Here is an 18,891-nt window from a genome sequence, read left to right as displayed (position 1 = left end):
CGGTGTGTGTCCCGGACGCGGCGCGTGCGGGTGCCGGGCGCGCCGGTGGTGTGCCGCCCCGGGCGCTGCTCACGCACCGTCAGATCAGGCGCTGGAGAAGCCCCCAGGTGAACTCGGCGATCCGCTCGCCCTCGCCGGGCGGTGTGAACGCCAGCCGCCATCGCGTCGGCGCCGACCCCTCCAGCGGGCGGGCCGGCGCGAACGCCCTCGCCACCTCGTCGACCGTGCACGACCAGGGCCGCAGGTCCGCGGTCGTACGCAGCTCGGGGCCGGCCGCCCCCGGTGCCCGTACGAGCCATTCGTTCCACACCGCCCCGTTCTTCGCCGCCAGGACCTCGAAGCGCAGGTCCGGCCAGAGCGGCACCGGCCACAGCAGCGCGTCGCACTCCAGGTCGCCGATACGCCGGTGCTCGACCGACTCCGGGGTGCCGAGCACCGAGCGGTAGCGGCTGACCTGGGCGCGCGCTCGGGGGGAACGGACCATGGCCTGCCAGCGGCGGTTCGCCTCCCGCATCTGCGCGAGGGAGACGCCGAGCTCCCGCCGCGCGTCGTCGACGAGGTCCGGCTGGTGGTCGGCCATCCGGCGCAGGAGCACCAGCTGGAAGTCGAGCGGTCCGAAGGGGGCGGGTGTACTCATGCCCGACATCCTGCCCGCGGGATGCGACGTCACAGGCGAGCGGGCGCGCCGGGGAAGTGAAGAGTCCACACAAGATCCTCACAGCTCGATCCACCGCACGTACCCCGGTGACGCATACTCTCCGGAAGCCATGGATTACTGCCACCCGTGCGGACGGCACCTCAACGGCGCGCTGGCCTGTGCCGGGTGCGGCACCCCCGTCGAGGAACTCCGTCGCTATTCCACCAGCGCGCCCGAGCCGGGTCACGTCTACGAGCTGGACGTGGAGCCCGAGCCGGCGCCGCCCGGGCCGCGTGCCGCGCGCCGTCAGGCGCAGTCGCGCCGCAAGGCCGCGCCCGCCGGACGCCGGGGGCGCAAGAGGCGTGGGCGCAAGGTGGTCATGGGGACGTTCTGCCTGGTGCTGGCCGCGGGGGCGCTGAGCCTCGCGGAGCTGGCGACCGAGGGGTCGGGCGGTGACGGGGCGGCCACCACCGTGAAGGAACAGGACGTCGTCGAGACGGAGACGATCGAGCCGTCGGCCCCCGAGGACACCCCGGACGGTCCGGGCGAGGTGAGCGAGCGGCCGGTGATGTCGTCCGGCTCCCCGCGCCCCGACAGGAGTGCCACCGGGGCGAAGGAGGGCGCGGGCGCGCCCGGTGCGGGCGAGGCCACGGGCAGCGGTGACGGCGAGGGGCCGGCGCCTTCCGCCTCGGCGTCCCCCGGTGACGGCGCGTCCCCGTCCGCGTCGGACGGCCCGCCCGGCGAGGCCGACCCCACCGGGAGCGGCCGGCCGACCTCCGACCCGGGCGGCTCGGAGCCGCCGTCGCAGGAGGAGCCCCCGCCGCCTGAGCCCTCGCCCACCGAGACCTGCGACCGCTTCCTGTGGTGGTGTCTGTGACGCGTCCCGCGTCGCGCTCTACGACTCGGGCTGCTCGCCCAGCATCCGCCTGAGCAGGTCCCTCAGTGCCGTCCGCTCCTCCGCGGACAGCTCCGCCAGCGGCTCGCGCGCGAAGTCCAGCGACTCGCGCAGCCGCCGTGCCGTGCCGCGCCCCTCCTCGGTGGCCGCGGCCAGCTTCACCCTGCGGTCGCCCGGGTCGGGGCGCCGCTCCACCAGGCCGCGGGCCTCCAGGCGGTCCACGATGCCGGTGATGTTCGACGGCTCGCATTTCAGCTGGTGCGCGATGCGGCGCATGGGCAGGGGCTCCAGGGAGAGCAGCCCCAGCACGCGGGCCTGGGCACCGGTGAGGGAGTGCTCGGCTGCCGCCCGCTCGTACTCGTCGTGGTAGCGGGCCACGACGGAGCCGATCAGCTCGACGACTTCGCGGGTGAGGGGGTCTGTTCCTGGGGTGGCCATGGGTCTCAGGATACCCGGATACTTGACAACCTGAAATATCCAGGAGCATGGTTGTTTCAGGTAATGAAGCATTCTTAGGAGGCACCCGCATGTCCGCTCTTCCCGCGTCCGGCCGTGAATGGCACCTCGTCGCGCGACCGCACGGCTGGCCCAAGGCCGAGGACTTCGCCCTGCGTGAGGCGGAGGTCACCGAGCCGGGCGAGGGCCGGGTCCTCGTGCGCAATCTGCACTTCTCGGTCGACCCGTACATGCGCGGCCGGATGAACGACGTAAAGTCCTACGTCCCGCCGTTCAAGCTCGACCACCCCATGGACGGCGGCGCGGTCGGCGAGGTCGTCGCGTCGAACGCCGAGGGCTTCGCGGTCGGCGACCACGTGCTGCACGGCCTCGGCTGGCGGGAGTACGCGAGCGTGCCCGCCGAGCACGCCGTCAAGGTCGACGCGTCGCTGGCGCCGCTCTCCGCGTACCTCGGCGTGCTCGGCATGACCGGTCTCACCGCCTATGCGGGCCTGTTCGAGGTGGCGTCCTTCAAGGCGGGCGACACGGTCTTCGTCTCCGGCGCCGCCGGGGCCGTGGGCAGCCAGGTCGGCCAGATGGCCCGGATCAAGGGCGCCTCGCGCGTCATCGGCTCGGCCGGCTCCGACGAGAAGGTCAAGCGCCTGGTGGAGGAGTACGGCTTCGATGCCGCGTTCAACTACAAGAACGGACCGGTGGGCCAGCAGCTGAAGGAGGCCGCCCCCGACGGCATCGACGTCTACTTCGACAACGTCGGCGGCGACCACCTGGAGGCCGCGATCTCCTCGTTCAACGTCGGCGGCCGCGCGACCATCTGCGGAATGATCGCCCAGTACAACAACACCGAGCCGACGCCCGGCCCGCGCAACCTCGCCCTGATCATCGGCAAGCGGCTGCGCCTGCAGGGCATGCTCGTGAACGACCACTCCGCGCTCCAGCCGCAGTTCGTCCAGGACGTCGCGGGCTGGATCGCCTCCGGCGAGCTGAAGTACGACGAGACCGTGGTCGAGGGCATCGAGAACGGCTACGACGCCTTCACGGGTCTGCTGCGCGGCGAGAACACCGGAAAGATGATCGTTTCTCTCGCCTGACACGTCACCCGTTAGGCTCTTCCCCAGCCGTCGCGATCGTGGGCGCGAGTCGCGGCGAACCAGCAGGAGGAAGACTTCATGTCCATCCAGCAGTCCGAGGTGCTCTACACCGCTGTCGCCACCGCGGAGAACGGCCGTGACGGCCGCGTCGCCACGAACGACGGCACCCTCGACTTCGTCGTGACCCCGCCCAAGGAGATGGGCGGCAGCGGCGCCGGGACCAACCCGGAGCAGCTGTTCGCCGCCGGCTACAGCGCCTGCTTCCAGCAGGCCCTCGTGGTCGTCGCCCGCCAGGAGAAGGCGGACATCTCCGGGTCCACCGTCACCGCCGAGGTCGGCCTGGGCAAGAACGAAGACGGCTTCGGCCTCATCGTCAAGCTCGCCGCGAGCATCCCGAACGTGGACGCCGCCACCGCCAAGGACCTCATCGAGAAGGCCCACCAGGTCTGCCCGTACTCCAAGGCCACCCGCGGCAACATCACGGTCGACCTGGCCGTGTGACCTGCATCACCGAGGGCCGCACCCCGCGTACGGGGTGCGGCCCTCGTCGCATGCTCTCAGCGGGTCAGCAGCGCCCGGCCGATCTGCGCGAACACACCCTTGGGGTGCGCCCGGAACATCGGCTCCGTCCCGAACAGCACCACCGGCGCCCCCGCCTTCGACTCACCCGAGACGACCGACGCCCGGCCCGCCGCGTCCTCCGGGCCGCCCTTGCCGTCCTCGGCCGCACGCCAGTGGCCGGACACGAGCGGGTTCCCGGAGCCGTACGACTGCTCGACGCGCACGCCGCTGCCGAGGCCGGTGAACCAGCCCGGCGAGTAGACGAACGTGTGGGCCGGGGCGCCGCCCGTGATCGTGCCGCCCGCGTTGGTCACCCGCACCACGCCGTTGGCGTCGCCGTTGCCCGCCACCGCGGTCACGTCCAGCAGCGAGGCCGCCGCGTTGAACGCCGCCCCCTGCTCGCCGAGCCCGACCACGCCGACGCCGCTCGCGCCGAACGCCGCCCGGGCGGCCGGCGTCAGCCTCGCGTGGTCCAGGCCGGACGAGACGTACAGGACGTCCACCGTGGACCAGTCGAAGCCCGCGTTGAGCGTCTCCGTCGACACCGGTACCACCGCGAAGCCCATCTCCCGCAGGCCGAACAGCTCGCCCGGAGTGACGGCCGCCGCGACCCTGGTGCGGTGCAGCGCGGCCGTGCCCTTCTCCTTCGTCGCCTCGAACGCGACGCCGAGCCGGTCCGCCAGCACCCGTGCCGCACCCCGTGCCGAGCCCGGCACGACGGCCGAACCGTCCGCCGTCCGCCGCACCGGGACGCCCTGGGCCAGCAGGGAGTTGAGGGCCGCCATCTCCTTCGGGTCGGCCAGGCGCAGTCGCAGGTCGCCGCGTGGGGCGACCCGGCCGGTCGGTGACGCCGCGTGCACCGTGCGGGTCGGCACCCGCGGCGCCGCCGACACCGACCGGTCCACGGTCGCGCCCCACAGCAGGCCGAGGCTCCAGCCCGAGATGTCGTACATGACTGAGACGTCCGCGCTGATGTCGCGTCCCTCGGCAAGGATCACATTGGCCAGACCGCGCTTGGGCTGGTGCATGTCGACGACGTACGAACCGGCCGGGTAGGAGCGTCCCTCCAGCCGGAACGGCTTGCGGGCCTGCTCCACGCGCACGTCGTTGGCGACCAGATGGTCCACCAGGCGGCCCGCCGCGACCGCCAACCTCTGCGAGCGGCCCGCCGGGATGACGTAGGCACGCGGGAAGGTCGTCGTGTACACGTCCTCGGGGCCGATGCCCGGCACGCCCGGCACGGTCTTCTCCGACACCGGCCGCTGGGCCTCGCCCGCCGCGCCCCGCCGGAACGTTTCGATCTGGTCGGCGAGCACCGAGGTGCGGTGCTCGTGCGTGTAGTCGAGCGTCGCCCGCATCGCGGCACCCGCGATGGCGGTGTTGACGGCCGCACGCCGGCGCAGTTCCGCGGTCGGCAGCGTGTCGTAGCTGCGGTTGTTGACCTGCATGGGGAACTCGATGGTGTGCGAGGCCACCGCGCCCTGGAACGGCATGTACTGCGGGGTGAAGATGGGCGGCCAGTCGTCCCAGCCCTCCTTCTCGTCCCGGAACGGGATCACGGCGGGCCGCACGCCGTCCTTCTCGACGGTGTAGCCGAGGCCGTTGACCGCCTTCTCCATGCCGAGGGCGTTGGCATAGGCGTTCTTCAGGAAGAGGTCGTACTCGTAGTTCTCGCCGTGCGGCGGCGTCGTCGGCTCGATCAGCGTGCCGTTGACATAGCCGTGCAGATCCAGCATGACGGCCGGCTGCTTGTCGATCGCGATCTGCCGGATGGCGCGCGTCTCGGGCTGGGTCGCGGTGATGAAGTCGCGATTCAGGTCGAAGCCGCCCGCGTTGGCGCGGGTGCCCGCGACGCGGCCGTCGGGGTTGGCCGTCACGTTCAGGTAGATGCGGTTCTTCTCGAGCAGGTCGGCGGTCCGTTCGTCCTTCGCCGTCGCCAGATCCTCCATGAGCTTCAGCGCGGCGTCGGTGCCCTCCCACTCGTTGCCGTGGATGTTGTTGTTGATGAACACGGGCGTCTTGTACGCCGACCTGATGCGCGGGTCCCCGGCCGCGGCCGCGGGCGCGTTCTCGATCCGCTCCCGCATCCGCTCCTGCTCGCGCGCCTCGTCCGCGCTCTCCGGGGCGGTCACGGTGACCAGGTACAGCTCGCGGCCGCCCGCCGAGTGCCCGGCGACCTCGACGCTGACGCGGTCGCCCATCTTCTGAAGTGCGTTGAGCCGCGGCGCGATCGCGTGGTACGGGGCCAGGCCCAGCTTGATCGACTTGTCGTCCGGATTCACCGGCGGGACATCCAGCGTCGTCTCGCGCGGATAGCCGCCGGTTCGCGTATGCCGGTCGGACGCCGTGCCCAGCGCGTTGGCGGCGGCCGACGCGGGAGCCGTGGCCGCGCCAGTGTCACGCCCGCCGCCTTCCCGCACGGGGTGCGGCCGCGGCTCGTCCCGGCCCGGGACCGCGGTGGCGGCGGGCGGTACGAGCAGAGTGCCCGCGAGCGTGGCCGCGAGGGTGGCAGTGATCAGTAAGGGTCGGGATGATCCCATGCGGTACGGACCTTTCGAATGCCGGAAGGAATCGGTACACGATCAGTACGCGAGGTCTACCGGTTCGGCTCCCGAACAACAAGAGCCACACCGATAAGGTGTGCGTATGCGCGATATCGGGGTGGGCTTCGGCTATTTGATGAAGGGCCAGCGATGGGTCGGCCGACACGGCCGCTGGTTCGGCTTCGGACTGCTGCCCGGCCTGATGACGCTGGTGCTGTACGCGGCGGCGCTCGCCGGACTCGCCTGGGGCGCGGACGACCTCGTCGCGTGGGCGACGCCGTTCGCCGACGACTGGTCCTCGCCCTGGCAGGGCGTCCTGCGGGGCACGCTGACGGCGCTCACGTTCGTCTTCGGCCTCTTCCTCGCGGTGATCACCTTCACGGCCGTGACCCTGCTGGTCGGTCAGCCGTTCTACGAGTCCCTGTCGGAACACGTCGACCGCTCCGAGGGCGGCGACGTGCCGACGTCCGGACTGCCGCTGTGGCGCGAACTGTGGATCTCCGCACGCGACTCGGTGCGGGTCCTGCTGCGCGTCGCGTGCTTCGGAGTGCTGCTCTTCGCCTGCGGTTTCATCCCGGTGATCGGTCAGACCGTCGTGCCCGTCGCCGGCTTCTGCGTTTCGGGCTTCTTCCTCACCGAGGAGCTGACCGCCGTCGCGCTCCAGCGGCGCGGCATCGAACTGAAGGAGCGGCTCCGGCTGTTGCGCGGCCGGCGGCTGCTCACGCTCGGCTTCGGCGTGCCGCTCACCCTGGCGTTCCTGATCCCGTTCGTGGCGGTGCTCCTGATGCCGGGCGCGGTGGCCGGCGCGACGCTCATGGCGCGCGACCTGGTGTCCCCGCCGGACGGGGACGACGCCGCCCCCGCGACGGGACCGGCGCACCGCGGCCCCGGCCACACCCCCGGAAGCGGCCCCGCCCCCGCGGCTGGCCAGGCCCCGTACGGGCTCCGCAAGGGCTAGGGCCTCTCGTTTGGATCATGCCGGGTTCGCGGGCCCACTGATCCGGCCTGATCCAAACGAAAGACCCTAGGGGCTGTCCGCCCTATCCGGCGGCCGTGTCCACGGGAAGCTCCACGACCGCGAGGCCCGGTCCGCCCCGGCCCGCGTCCGCGAGCAGCGTGCCGTCCGGGCCCCAGACCGCGCTGCCGCCCCGGCACTCGCCCACCTCGCAGGTGCCGACCTGATTGGCGAGCAGCACGTACAGGCCGTTGTCCCGGGCCCGCACCGGATACACCTTCTCGAACGAGTCGTTGTCCGCCTCCAGCACCGAACTCGCCACGTACACCCGGCAGTCGTCCGCCTTCGCGGACGCGGCCACCTCCGGGAACCGGTTGTCGTAGCAGATGGCGACGGAGAAGCGGACCCCGTCGAGCACGAAACGGCCCTCCCCGGTGCCCGCCGCGAACACCTCCAGCTCCTCGCCGTACAGGTGGGTCTTGTCGTAGCGGGCGAGCAGTTCGCCGTCCGGGCCGATCACCAGCGCCGTGATCGCCGGCCGGTCGCCGCCCGTGCGGGCCGCGCAGCCGACCAGGGCCGCCGTCCCGGTCGTACGGCACGCCTCCCGCACCGGTGCGAGCCGGGGGTCGTCCTCGGCCAGCCACAGCCCGGGGTCCGCGGCGATCGGCGCCAGGGCGTAGCCCTGCGCGGCGAGTTCGCAGAAGGCCACGAACCGGGCGCCCCGCCCGGCAGCCTCACGGATCAGATCTGCCATGCTGCCGATGTTGGCGGCGACGTCGCCGGGAACGGCCGGGAACTGCGCTGCTGCGATCTTCATACGGGTCATCATCCCGGTCTCGCCGGCCGGGAGGGAACCCCGGATCATCCGGGAGAAAAGTCCGGACGGGTTGAACGCCCGGGCGCCGCTCGTCAACATCGCCGTATGACCGAAGTGATCGCAGTGGCCGTCATCACCGTCCTCGCCGTCATCAGCCCCGGCGCCGACTTCGCCATGGTCGTGCGCAACAGCTGCCTGTACGGCCGCACCACGGGCCTGTTCGCCGCCGCGGGTGTCGCCGCGGGCGTGCTCGTGCACGTCACGTACACGATGCTCGGTGTCGGACTGCTGATCGCCTCGTCCACCGAGCTGTTCACCGCCATCAAGATCGCCGGGGCCGCCTACCTCGTCTACATCGGCTTCCGGACCTTCACCGCCCGCACCGAGGTCACCGTCGACCTTCAGGCGCAGAAGCAGGGGCTGACCCCCCTGGGCGCGCTGCGCGGCGGTTTCCTCACCAACGTCCTCAACCCCAAGACGACCCTGTTCGTGGTCTCCACCTTCACGCAGGTCGTCGGTCCCGATACGGCGACCTGGCAGCAGGCCGGGTACGGGCTGTTCATGTCGGTGGCGCACCTCGGCTGGTTCGGGCTCGTCGCGCTCTTCTTCTCGCAGTCGCGGCTGCGTGCCGCCCTGCTGCGCCGCCAGCGCGCCCTCAACCGGGCGATCGGCTCCGTGCTCGTCGGCCTCGGCGTCTCGCTGGGCTTCGCCCGCTGAGCGCGAAGGCCCCGCCCGGGACGCCGGACGGGGCCTGGTGCGCGGACGGTCAGCCGACCTGGAGCGCCGTGTCGTCGACGACGAACGACGTCTGGAGCCGGGAGCCCTCCGTGCCGGTGAACTTGAGGGTCACGGTCTGCCCCGCGTACGCGGCGAGACTGAATCCGCGCTGCACGTAGCCGCTCGAGGCATGGAGGTTGGAGTACGTCGCGAGGGTGGACAGGACCGTGCCGCTGCTGCCCAGGACCTGCACCCTGAGGGTGTCGTAGGCCGTGGTCGTCGTGGTCTCCGCCGTGTCGACGCGCAGGTGGAAGGTGAATGCCGCCGACGTGCAGCCCGACGGGACCGTCACCGACTGGGCCAGCGTGTCGGTGTGGGCGGAGCCGTACCCGTTCAGCCACGCCTTGTACGACCCGGTACGGGCCGGGCGGGCGGGGTCGTTCGTGATGACGCCGCTCGTGGCGGTCCAGGAGGTCGCGCCGGACTCGAAGCCGGGGTTGGCGAGCAGCTGGGCGGCGGTGCAGGTGCCGCCCCCTCCGCCGCCGTCGCCGGTGCCGCCGGAAAGCCACTCGGTCGCGTTCAGGGCGAGGGCGGCGTTGGTGCCCGCGGGGTCGTTCCAGCCGTCGTAGAGGGTGTTGCCCGACTGGCCGGTGCCGTCGTCGATCGGTGAGCTGTCGCCCCAGAACGCCACCCGGCCGCTGCCGAACGTGCTGGTGACGAAGAAGGCCCCGGTGGTGCCGGAGTGGCCGGGCCGGTAGACCAGGCCCTTGACCGAGGAGTTGGCGGACGGCTTGAGCGTCGCGGTCGTGCCGCTGCGGATGATGCTGCCGGTGACCTTGCCGAAGGGGCCGTTGATGACCGGGTCGGTGCTGCTGCTGATGGCCTTCGGGTTCTCGCTGCCGATGCTGAGCGAGTCGACGGAGAAGCCGAACGGGTCGGTGCTGTCGACGCTGTTGTTGCTCATGAGGTCGTTGACGACTTCGACGCCGTCGTAGCCGTCGTTGTTGCGGTCGGCCCCGCTGTGGTTCGGGATGACGAAGAGGCCGCCGCCGTTCTGCACGAAGCGCATGACCGCGGTCTTCTCGGCCGCGGTCAGCAGCACGTTGGGCTCGGGCAGCACGAAAGTGTCGAAGTTCGCGAGGTCCAGGGCGGCGCCGGAGCCGTAGCTGATGGTGCTGCCGGGCGGCAGGGTCTTCAGCGCGTAGTCGCCGGTCCTCTGGAGGGCCACGCCCCAGGCGGAGATGGCGCCGGTCCAGCTGGTCTCCGTCGAGGGGGACGGGTTCTGGCCGAGCGGGTCCGGCTGACTGGTGCTGATGATCCAGTCGGCGTTGCCCGCCGTCTCGGCCTTGCTGTTGTCGAACAGGACGCGGTGCGGTTCCGCGGCCGCCGCGGTGGGGGCGCCGGCGGCCTGGAGGGCTCCGGCGACGACCAGAGCGGCGGTGAACAGGGCGAGGACACGGGCGGGTCCGCGTCGGGGGCGTCTGGGTCCGAGCATCCGGCATACCTCCTGAAGGCGGGGGGAGAGGCGGTGCGGGCGTCGAGTCTGCGCGCGTAGAAATGCGGCCGGCGCACAGGCGGGCGGTCTTTTGTTGAACGGTACATGTCTAGTCAGGGCCGGGCAACGGCCCCTCGCGGAGCGGCCGTCGGCCCGCATCGCGGTTGCGGCGGTGCGGGCCGGCGGCGCCATCACGGACCCGGCGGTGCCGGACCCCCGGGATCAGTCGGTCGATTCCGCCGACACGCGGATGATCGCCCGCACCTGCGCGATGATGTCCAGCCGGTTGCGTACGAACGCGGGGTCGGTGACCTCCGTCGTGTTGCCGGCCCCGAACTGCAGCACCGGCGTGTGCACATGGCCGCCGGGGATCGTCAGTCCCAGCCGGTCGCGCAGCAGCGTCGCGCGGTAGGCGATCTCGTTGGAGAGGTAGTTGCCGCCGCCCCCGGCGCGCGCCGACGATCCGGGCGTCGGCCCGTCGGGCCGCACCACCGCGGCGCCCCCGCCCGCCGGGACCTCGGTCACCGACGTGTTGTCGTACACCGGGAAACGGCCCGTGTCGGCAGCGGTGACGGCCGCATACGGAAGCGTGGTCGTCGTCCACTGCGGCTGGGTCGCCGGGTCGCCGACCGGCACCGTCTCCGTACGGGAGACGTTGTCGTTGTCCGGGAAGCCGCCCCGCCAGGCGCCGTTGAACCGCTCGATGTCGACGCGGCCCACCCGGCCCTGGCTCACCGTCGTGAACAGATCGGCCTCCGGCAGCCGCGGCCGCAGCGTCCGCTCGACCGTGCCGTCGGCGAAGTCCTGCCAGCGCACCGGGAAGACGGCCGTCTCGATCCGCGCCGGGCCGTCCGCCGTGCGGATCCAGGTGCCGTCCAGCGCGAGCGCGGTGGCCCCGGACGGGTTGCTGATCCGGATGTCCCGGTCCAGCGTGAACGGGTCGAAGCCCGTCATCACGATGCGCTCGACCCCCTTGCCCGCGGGGAAGTCCATCGAGTCCTGGCCGCGCGAGGTGCGCTCCAGGCGGTCCAGCAGGCGCGCCCGCTGCGCGTCGTCGAAACCGAACGACGGCTCCCACTGGCGCAGATGCGCCGTCATGCCGAGCCGGGCCCAGTACAGCGGACGGTCGTCGTCGCGGCTCAGGTCGCCCCGCGCGGGCCCGCGCCCCTGCGCCCGGTCCACGGCACGCTCCCACAGCGCCGCGCCCTGCCGCACGACCGTCCTCTCGGCCTGCCCGAAGGACCGGGCGTCCGCGAGCGCCCGGCCGAAGTCGGGCGCCACACCGTCGAACCCGCTGCGCCGCAGGATCTCCTGCGGAACGGCCCGCTCCAGCCGCTGCTCCTCGACGGTGAGGGGCTGCGCCCCGTCGGCGCGTTGCGCCGGGGCGGCCGGCGACACGGTGAGGGCGAGGGATGCGGAGGCGAGCAGGGCGACGCCGAGCACGTCCAGGCGGGCGCGTATGCGGGACACGGGAATCCTTCCGTCGGGTGGGCGGAAGTATCGCGGGCGGGGCGCCGGTGTCGCTACCGTGCCGGCGGGCCTGCGGCCTCTACACGCGGCTCCTCATCACCGCGCGCTCCGCGGCCTCGACGTCCAGCCGCGCCGCCGAGTCCCCGGCCCGGGCCCGTACCGCCGCACGTACCAGCGCCAGATGGAACAGCGCCGGGGCGCACGGCGTCCACGCCGCGGCCGGTTCGTCCGCGATGAAGCCCAGCAGCGACTCGGGGGACGCGTCGACGAACTCGTGCTTCTCGTGCTCCCACTTGTCGTCGACGCCCTTGCTCCACCGGTCCCGCAGGTCGTCCTCGCTCAGGTCGTCGAGCACCGCCCGGAAGAACGCGGCCCACTGGTGGTTGCGCAGGTCGAGCCCGAAGCCGAGGAGTTCCAGGTCCACCGTGTCGGTGGACTGGACGGCCAGCTCCTCCTTGAGGGCGCGCCGGGCCACCGCGTGCAGGCTCATGGGGCTGCCGTCCTTGGGCAGATCGTGTTCGTAGGCGATGCCCTCGTTGGCCGAGGAGTTCCACCGGCGCCGGTTCGGGCCGTCCACGTGCGCGCTGCGGAACGACAGGATCATCTTGCGGTCCCGGCCCGTCTCCACGGCCACGTTCACGCCGAAACTGCAGGTCATGAACGGCGGAGCATCGACAGGATCGTTCTGCTCCAGGTACTCCTGGCGCAGGGTGAGCCCGTTGGAGCGGACCCGGTCCAGGTTGTGGGACGTGGCCATGAAGTCGTAGTAGTCCGCGTCGCACAGCGACAGCGACGCGACGGGCTCCTCGCGCGTATGCGTCCGGCTGATCACGATGCCCGTCAGCGCGAACCGGGCGTTGTTCCACGCGTGCGGCTGCCCGGCGGCCTCCAGGCGCTTCTGCTTCTCCTCGATCTCCCTGCGCCAGGCGGCGATCTCGGGCGGGAAGGCGACCGGCCCGGGCTCGTAGAGCACCCGGACGTTCTCCTCGGGGATCGGACGCGTCCCGTCGCCCTCGAAGATGTGGCAGTCCGTCTCCCTGCCGACCAGCCGGAACCTGTCCCGGACCGCCATGGATCACTTCTCCTCTTGCCGGTGTCGATCTCGCGCTGATGCTTCATCATATAGACGGGGGTGAGGGCGAGTTGAGGTCATTCCTGGATCGCGAGGAGCAGGCGGCGCGAGGTCTCGTCGGCACCGTCGGCATCAGCACCTATGCCTGCGAGGAGAAGAACCGGCCCCATGTGGCGGAGGCGGTCGCCCGTTTCGCCGAGCTCGCCGGCACGCTCGGGTTCGGCGTTCCGCAGCGGCTGGAGGGCGGTGGCACCCGCGCCGACGTCGAGGAGGGACTGAGCCGTTTCACTGCCACGCCGGCCGAGCGGAAGATCCTCTACTGGTCCGGGCACGGCGCCGTCACCCCGGCCGGCTACGAACTCGTCTACGCGGACGGCTACACCCCCGACGGCGAACTGAACAGGCGCACCTGCTCCTTCACCGATCTCGCGGCACAGCTGTCCCAGGACCCCGCCGACGTGCTCCTGATCGTCGACGCCTGCTTCGCCGAGGACACGCTCGACGTCTTCCGTGCCCAGCAGCTGATCCACCAGCAGCGGACGAGGCACGAGGACCCTTCCGCCGCTGCTTCCGGCTCCGGCCCCGGCTTCGCGATCATCTGCACAGCGGGCGCCGACCAGACCGCGGAGCCCGGCCGCTGGGTCGACTGGCTGGACGAACTCGTCCGGAATCCCGATGCCCGGCTGGCCAACCAGGAGCGGCTGTTCCATCCGACGGCGCAGTTCATCGCGTTCGGCGACCTGCTGGACGCCATCGAGGACCGCGCCCGCGACGCAGGTGCCCCGGAGGACGCCCAACTGCCGGTGGGGGCCGAGATACGGCGGCTGCGCCGCGGCTTCCTCCGCAACCCCCACTTCCACGGCGACCTGCTGCTGCCCGCCCGGCGCAGGCCCGAAGACGACAGCACCTGGCTGGGCCGGGGCCTGCGGGCCGACACCCTGCGCACCTCGGCCCCCGGTGCCGGCGGGCGCAGCCTGGAGACGTTCTCGGGCCGGGAGCAGGCACTGGCCAGGGCGGCCCGCTGGCTGGAGGCCCACGACCACGGACTGCTCGCCGTCACCGGCCCGGCCGGGTCGGGCAAGACGATGTTCCTCAGCTACCTGGTCCACCTCACCGTCCGGGCGTTCGTCGCCGGTCTCGCGGCTCCGCCGCGCGTGGACGTGCGGCCCCGGCTCGGATCCGTGCACGCCGCGCTGCACTGCGACGGCAGGACCGCGCACGATCTGGCCGCGGAGCTGTGCCGGGCCCTCGTCCCCCTGGCCGGCGACGCACCGGACGCCGAGCCGCCGCCGGGCCCCGGGGCCGAACTGCGCGACCATGTGGCCTGGGTGGCACGGCTCGTCCCGCGTGCGGGCGGTGTCACGGTGGTCGTCGACGGCCTCGACGAGGCAGCGGCCGGACAGTCCCTGGAGATAGCGCGCGAGCTCGTCAACCCGCTCGCGGCCCTGCGCGGCGTCAAGGTCGTCGTCGGCACCCGGGTGCAGCCCCGCCGGAGTCTGCCGGGCCGCATCGCCGACGAGACGCTGCACGAGGCACTGCGGCAGACCGTGCCGCCCCTGGCCCTCGACCAGGAGGAGGACAGCGAGGAGGACATCGCCCGCCACGTCGCCCAGGTGCTGGCCACGACGCCCGGCTCGCCCTACGCCCGCTCCGACGCCGAGGAGTTACGGGTGAGGACAGCCGAGCGGGTCGCCGCCCGCAGCAACCGCATCTTCCTCGTCGCCCATCTGTGTGCCCGCGAACTCGCGCGCCAGGACGAGCCGCTGCCCGAGGAGGCGATCGACGGCTTCGTCGACCGGGGCGTCTCCGGCGACCTCGGCCCGCTGCTGGAACGGGAGTTGCTGGCCGTCGACCCCGCCGCCGCACCCGGCCCCGCCGCCGTGAGCCAGTCGCCCACCGCGGACCCGCCCGCCGCCGACCCCTTCGCGGCCCTCGGCCTCGTCGCCGACGCGGGCGCCGACACCGGCGCCCCCGGCGACGTGTCCCACGGCACGCCCCGCCTGCGGGCCCGGGAGGTGCTGCGCCCGCTCGCCCTCGCCCAGGGCGGCGGACTCCAGGACGTGGACCTGTGGCTCGGCATGGCGGACGTCCTGCGGGACCCGTTCACCGAGGAGCTGACCGAGGACCAGATACGCACCGTGGTGGAACGCAGCAACGGCGCCCTCACGGTCCGGTTCCTGCAAGGCGACCAGGAGACCCACCGGCTCCTGCACCCCGGCTTCGCCGCCTGGCTGCTCGCCGGCACGGGCCCCGCCGAAGACGCCCACCGCCGGATCTTCGACCACCTCCACGACGCGTACGGCGCGTCCTGGAGCACCGCCCCGTCCTACGTCCTTCGCCATCTCCCCGAGCACGCCGCCCAGGGCGGCCGGGACCTGCTGGAGCGGCTGCTCGACGACGAGGACTTCCTCGTCCGTGCCGACCCCGCCGTGCTGCTGCCCCTGGTCGACGCCGGGCCCCGCGCCTACTGGCGGGACGAGCTGTACCGCAGGGTCGCCGACGCGTTCCGCCGGCGACGCTCCGCCGACGACCGCCGCGCGCTGCTGCGGGCGGAGACCCTCGTCCATTACCCGGAGCGGCACCGGCCGGCCCCCGGCCTGCTGTGGCAGGACATCTGGACCGACGCCCCGCCGCAGCCGCCCCACCTCAGATGGCCCGGGCCGGCCGGGGGCGCCTATGCGGTTCACTGGACGGCACACGACGAGAGCCTCATCCAGGTCTCCGGGCGCGGCGAAGTCGTCAGCCGGCGCTCCGAGACCGGGCGGCCCACACGGGTCCACCGCAGCTCCTCCGACCCGTGGGACGTCCCCGCCCCGATCCGGGCCGTCCGCGCACTCGGCAGCGGCCACGGCCGCACCGTTGCCGCCGTCGACCAGGGCGCGGTCCTGCTCTGGCACGGCGACGAGAGCGTCCCGCGGTACCGGCTGTTCTGGGGCGGCAGTCCCGAGAGCCTGACCGCCGCCGCCTTCATGGGGTCCGCCTACCTGGCCGCCTCCGACGGCGACCAGGCGATGCTCTGGCGGTGGCGGGAGGACAGCCCGCTGACCGTCGAGGCACTGACCCGGGTGCCGCTGCGGGACGCCGACGGCCGCTCGGTGACCGGGCACAGGCTGGCCCTCGTCGCCGACGAGGACGCCCTGCTGCTGCTCGCGAGCCGCGACGGCCGCCTCGGCATCCACCGATTCGCCTGGCGGGCGGCGCCCGGCGGTGCCACCTTCGACGTCAGCCTCGACCTCGGCGTACTCACCGGCGTGACAGCGGTGGCCGCCACGAGCATCGGCCCCTCCGAGGAGACGGGGCCGGCCGGTGTGTGGCTTGCCGCGGCCGACGCCCGGTCCGTCCAAGTGTGGCGGCTGACCGGCGCCGGCAGCCCAGGCGCCGCGGCCGAACGCGTCGGCGTGGTCCCGGTGCGGGCCGGCGCCATCGCGCTGGGCCATGCCGGCGGCGTGCCGCTGCTCGCCGTCAAGAACGGCACGGACGGGCTCGTCACCGTCCGGCGGATCGGCACGGACGCGATCGCGGAATCCCACTTCGGCTTCCCGGCCCGGGAGGGACACGCCTCGCTCGCCTTCGACCCGGCGGGCTCCGGCCGACTGGCGGTGGCCGACGGCGAGTACCTCCATGTGCTGTACGCCGCCGCACACACCGGCCGGACGCACCGCGCCCGCCCCCAGAAGGCCGCTGCCGTGGTGCACCTGGCGGACGGCGGCCGCGCAGGCCACCTGCTGTGCCGGGTCTCCGGACCCGATGTGCTGCTCACCGCGCACAGCGCGGATCGCGCCGAAAGTCAGACCCCCCTGACACTGCCCCACCCCCACGACGTCGGCTCGGTCACCGCGCTGGCGACGCCCGGCGGATGGATCGTCGCGAGCGCCGCCGAACGGACCGCGCGCCTGTGGAGCGTGAGCTGCACGCCGGGCCGGCCGCCCCTGCCGGCCACGCCGCCGGCCCCGGAGACGGAACTGGCCCTGCCCGGCGAACACGGCGACGAGCCCCTCGCCGGGAGCCTGTGCCGGGTCGGCCCCGAGCTGCACTGGTTCGTACCGGGCAGGCGCTGTCTCGACCACTTCTCGGCCGCGGCCGACGCGCCCGCCGGCCGGCGCGAGTGGCGGCGGCAGGCCCCGGTCTGGCTCAGGGACGCCGTGCACGCGCGCTGGACCGCGTCGGTCCACGCCCCGGACGGGAGGGTGTGGCTCGCCGCCGACTGCACCACCTCGGTGAAGCTCTGGCAGCTCGACAGGAGGAACGGACAGCCGGGCGAGCCGTACGTCCTGCCCTCCGGCGACCCTGCGGCGGCACGCCGTCTGGCGCTCGGCGTGGTCTGCGGCCCGCGGGGAGCCGTGCCCCTGATCGCCGGCACCGCCGACGACCACCTCTGGCTCACCGCACCCGGCCGCCGCGAGCCCCTGCTCGCCCCGCTGCCCGACGGGCTGCCGCAGCCCACCGGTCTCGCCGTCGCCGGCCCGCCCTGCCACCCGCTCGTCTTCGCGTGCGGCACGGGCGCAGGGGCATCGGCGGCACTCTTCGACGTCGTGGGCGAACGCTGGACGGACATGGTGATCCCGTACCGCGGCTACGACGTCGAGACGATTGCCGCCGGGTATGACGGGCGCGATGTCCTCGTCGTCCTCGAGGGCAGGAACCGCTGCGACCAGCTCCTGCTCCCCGGCGACCGGCTCGCCGCCCGACTGGGGCTCGGCACCGCCCAGTTCACACGCCGGTGGACGCCCGGCGTCCCGGCACAGCGCAGCAGACAGGAGAACCCGTGAAGCACGATCTGGTCGTCTTCGTCCCCGGCATCGGCGGAAGCCGGCTGGTGGACAGCGAGGGCAGGGATGTATGGGAGCTCTCCCTGCGGGCACTGAGCCGGCTGACGCGTCCCAAGGCGCTGCTGGAGCGGCTCGCCCTCGAACCGGGGATGGGCGACGGCGTCCCGGACACGTCCGGCATCCGTGCCGACGGACTGCTGCGTGAGCCGCTGGTCATGGCCGGACTGCTGCGCCACATCGGCTACCCGCGCTCCCGGGACGTCCTGGCGGACCTCGCCCCCGGGCAGTACTGCGAATTCGCCTACGACTGGCGGCTGTCCAACCGCACGACGGCCCGGCTGCTCAAGACATGGGTCGAGACCCGCCTCGACGCGTGGCGCGCCCAGGCGGCCGCGCACTACCCGGACATGGAGGACGACCCCAAGGTCGTCTTCCTCTGCCACTCCATGGGCGGCCTGGTCGCCCGGTACTCCGTCGAGTGCGAGGGCGGCCGCGAAACCACCCGCAGCCTGACGACCATCGGCACCCCGCACCGCGGTGCGGCCAAGGCGGTCCGCTTCCTCACCGGTTACGCGGCCGGGGCCCACCGGCCGCTGCGGTGGCTCGGCGAGGGCGTGGCGGAACTGTGCCGGACGTTCCCGTCCGTGTGGCAGCTCCTGCCCGTCTACGCGGCCGTGTTCAGGCCCGGCGACCCGTCACACCGCCACACCCTGGCCGAATGCCCGCTCGACGGTCTCGACAGCGCACGGGTCCAGGACACCTTCGCGTTCCACCGGGAGTTGCAGGACGCCCTCACCCGCAACCGGGCCGCCGACGGCATGCCGTACGCGGTGCACTCCCTCGCCGGCAACGCCCACACGACGATCCACGGCGTCCTGGCGCGGCCGGAGGGTCTCACCTTCGTGAACGCCCTCGACACCGCCCAGCAGTGGCGCGGCGACGGCACGGTCCCGGCCGAGTCGGCGTTCCCGGCCTGGGCCCACCGCACGACGGCCGAGACCTTCTGGTACGGGCACCGCCACGCCTCCATGCACGGCGAACAGACCGCCGGCCGGCAGCTTGCCGCGATCTGTCAGGACAAGCCCGCCCGCCTCACGCTGGCGGACGACGGGGAGTTCGGCCTCGAAGCGCCCGACGCCGCTACCGCGGGTGCGCCGTTCGAGGTCGTGGCGCTCCGCTGCGGCAAGGGCCGCAGGGTACGCGCCCGCCTGACCGGCCCGGGCCTGGCGACGGCCCCCTGGACCGCGCTCCGCCCGGACGGCACGGGTGCATTGCGCGGCACGCTGACCGGGCCGCCCGGCGTTTGGACGCTCCAGGTCGCCGCCGAGGCGCCCCGCTACGTCCAGCGGGACGCGATTCTGATCGTGCCGGAGCAACGCGGAGCCGGAGGGCTGTGACACCCCGCACAGGTGAAGG

At 73.0% G+C, this 18,891-nt stretch carries 14 protein-coding genes; 7 read left to right on the top strand and 7 right to left on the bottom strand.

The genetic code is table 11. From position 1 onward, the window contains the following. Positions 1–79: 79 nt before the first annotated feature. A complete protein-coding gene (locus tag ACF08N_RS15075) occupies positions 80–637 on the bottom strand; it encodes a hypothetical protein (RefSeq protein WP_392325034.1) in 558 nt (185 codons plus the stop codon). 130 nt (positions 638–767) lie between these two features. Between ACF08N_RS15075 and ACF08N_RS15070 the strand changes: the two genes are divergently transcribed. Further along, a complete protein-coding gene (locus ACF08N_RS15070) occupies positions 768–1,514 on the top strand; it encodes a hypothetical protein (protein ID WP_392325033.1) in 747 nt (248 codons plus the stop codon). Positions 1,515–1,532: 18 nt separating this feature from the next. Here ACF08N_RS15070 and ACF08N_RS15065 read toward each other — a convergent pair whose 3' ends face one another. Beyond that, positions 1,533–1,970 (bottom strand): MarR family winged helix-turn-helix transcriptional regulator, encoded by a 438-nt coding sequence (locus ACF08N_RS15065; RefSeq protein ID WP_392325032.1) that lies wholly within the window; start codon positions 1,968–1,970, stop codon positions 1,533–1,535. 89 nt (positions 1,971–2,059) lie between these two features. Here ACF08N_RS15065 and ACF08N_RS15060 point away from each other — a divergent pair, with 89 nt between their 5' ends. After that, complete coding sequence (locus tag ACF08N_RS15060) at positions 2,060–3,076, top strand: NADP-dependent oxidoreductase (RefSeq protein ID WP_392325031.1); 1,017 nt, start codon at positions 2,060–2,062, stop codon at positions 3,074–3,076. 78 nt (positions 3,077–3,154) lie between these two features. Then, positions 3,155–3,577, top strand: coding sequence for an organic hydroperoxide resistance protein (locus ACF08N_RS15055; protein WP_392325030.1), 423 nt, complete (start codon positions 3,155–3,157; stop codon positions 3,575–3,577). Positions 3,578–3,633: 56 nt separating this feature from the next. Here the strand turns inward: ACF08N_RS15055 and ACF08N_RS15050 are convergent, their stop codons facing one another. Next, positions 3,634–6,177, bottom strand: a complete 2,544-nt coding sequence (locus ACF08N_RS15050; RefSeq protein WP_392325029.1) for a M14 family zinc carboxypeptidase — start codon at positions 6,175–6,177, stop codon at positions 3,634–3,636. Positions 6,178–6,283: 106 nt separating this feature from the next. Here ACF08N_RS15050 and ACF08N_RS15045 point away from each other — a divergent pair, with 106 nt between their 5' ends. Beyond that, complete coding sequence (locus ACF08N_RS15045) at positions 6,284–7,138, top strand: EI24 domain-containing protein (protein WP_392325028.1); 855 nt, start codon at positions 6,284–6,286, stop codon at positions 7,136–7,138. Positions 7,139–7,220: 82 nt separating this feature from the next. Here the strand turns inward: ACF08N_RS15045 and ACF08N_RS15040 are convergent, their stop codons facing one another. Next, a complete protein-coding gene (locus ACF08N_RS15040) occupies positions 7,221–7,952 on the bottom strand; it encodes a carbon-nitrogen hydrolase family protein (RefSeq protein ID WP_392325027.1) in 732 nt (243 codons plus the stop codon). Positions 7,953–8,057: 105 nt separating this feature from the next. Here ACF08N_RS15040 and ACF08N_RS15035 point away from each other — a divergent pair, with 105 nt between their 5' ends. Beyond that, positions 8,058–8,669: a LysE family translocator gene (locus tag ACF08N_RS15035; protein WP_392325026.1), complete on the top strand. Its 612-nt coding sequence runs from the start codon at positions 8,058–8,060 to the stop codon at positions 8,667–8,669. Between the two features lie 49 nt (positions 8,670–8,718). Here ACF08N_RS15035 and ACF08N_RS15030 read toward each other — a convergent pair whose 3' ends face one another. The 3 genes from ACF08N_RS15030 to ACF08N_RS15020 all read right to left on the bottom strand — a co-directional run bounded on the left by ACF08N_RS15030 (position 8,719) and on the right by ACF08N_RS15020 (position 12,706). Further along, entirely contained in the window at positions 8,719–10,164 is a 1,446-nt protein-coding gene (locus ACF08N_RS15030) for a hydrolase (RefSeq protein ID WP_392325025.1), read from the bottom strand. A gap of 222 nt (positions 10,165–10,386) precedes the next feature. After that, positions 10,387–11,634: a pyroglutamyl peptidase gene (locus ACF08N_RS15025; protein ID WP_392325024.1), complete on the bottom strand. Its 1,248-nt coding sequence runs from the start codon at positions 11,632–11,634 to the stop codon at positions 10,387–10,389. A gap of 79 nt (positions 11,635–11,713) precedes the next feature. Further along, entirely contained in the window at positions 11,714–12,706 is a 993-nt protein-coding gene (locus tag ACF08N_RS15020; RefSeq protein ID WP_392325023.1) for a translation initiation factor 2, read from the bottom strand. Positions 12,707–12,777: 71 nt separating this feature from the next. Here ACF08N_RS15020 and ACF08N_RS15015 point away from each other — a divergent pair, with 71 nt between their 5' ends. Together ACF08N_RS15015 and ACF08N_RS15010 are read left to right on the top strand one after the other, a co-directional pair. Then, a complete protein-coding gene (locus ACF08N_RS15015) occupies positions 12,778–17,475 on the top strand; it encodes an AAA family ATPase (RefSeq protein ID WP_392325022.1) in 4,698 nt (1,565 codons plus the stop codon). Next, the gene (locus tag ACF08N_RS15010; protein ID WP_392325021.1) at positions 17,472–18,872 is read left to right on the top strand and encodes an esterase/lipase family protein; all 1,401 of its coding nucleotides are present in this window, start codon (positions 17,472–17,474) and stop codon (positions 18,870–18,872) included. Before ACF08N_RS15015 ends, ACF08N_RS15010 begins: the two co-directional genes overlap by 4 nt. The last annotated feature ends 19 nt before the right edge of the window (positions 18,873–18,891 follow it).

The organism is Streptomyces sp. NPDC015127 (assembly GCF_043080095.1).
GTDB lineage: Bacteria > Actinomycetota > Actinomycetes > Streptomycetales > Streptomycetaceae > Streptomyces.
Note: the sequence above shows the minus strand (reverse complement) of the source record. Positions and strands in the feature narration are given on the sequence as shown.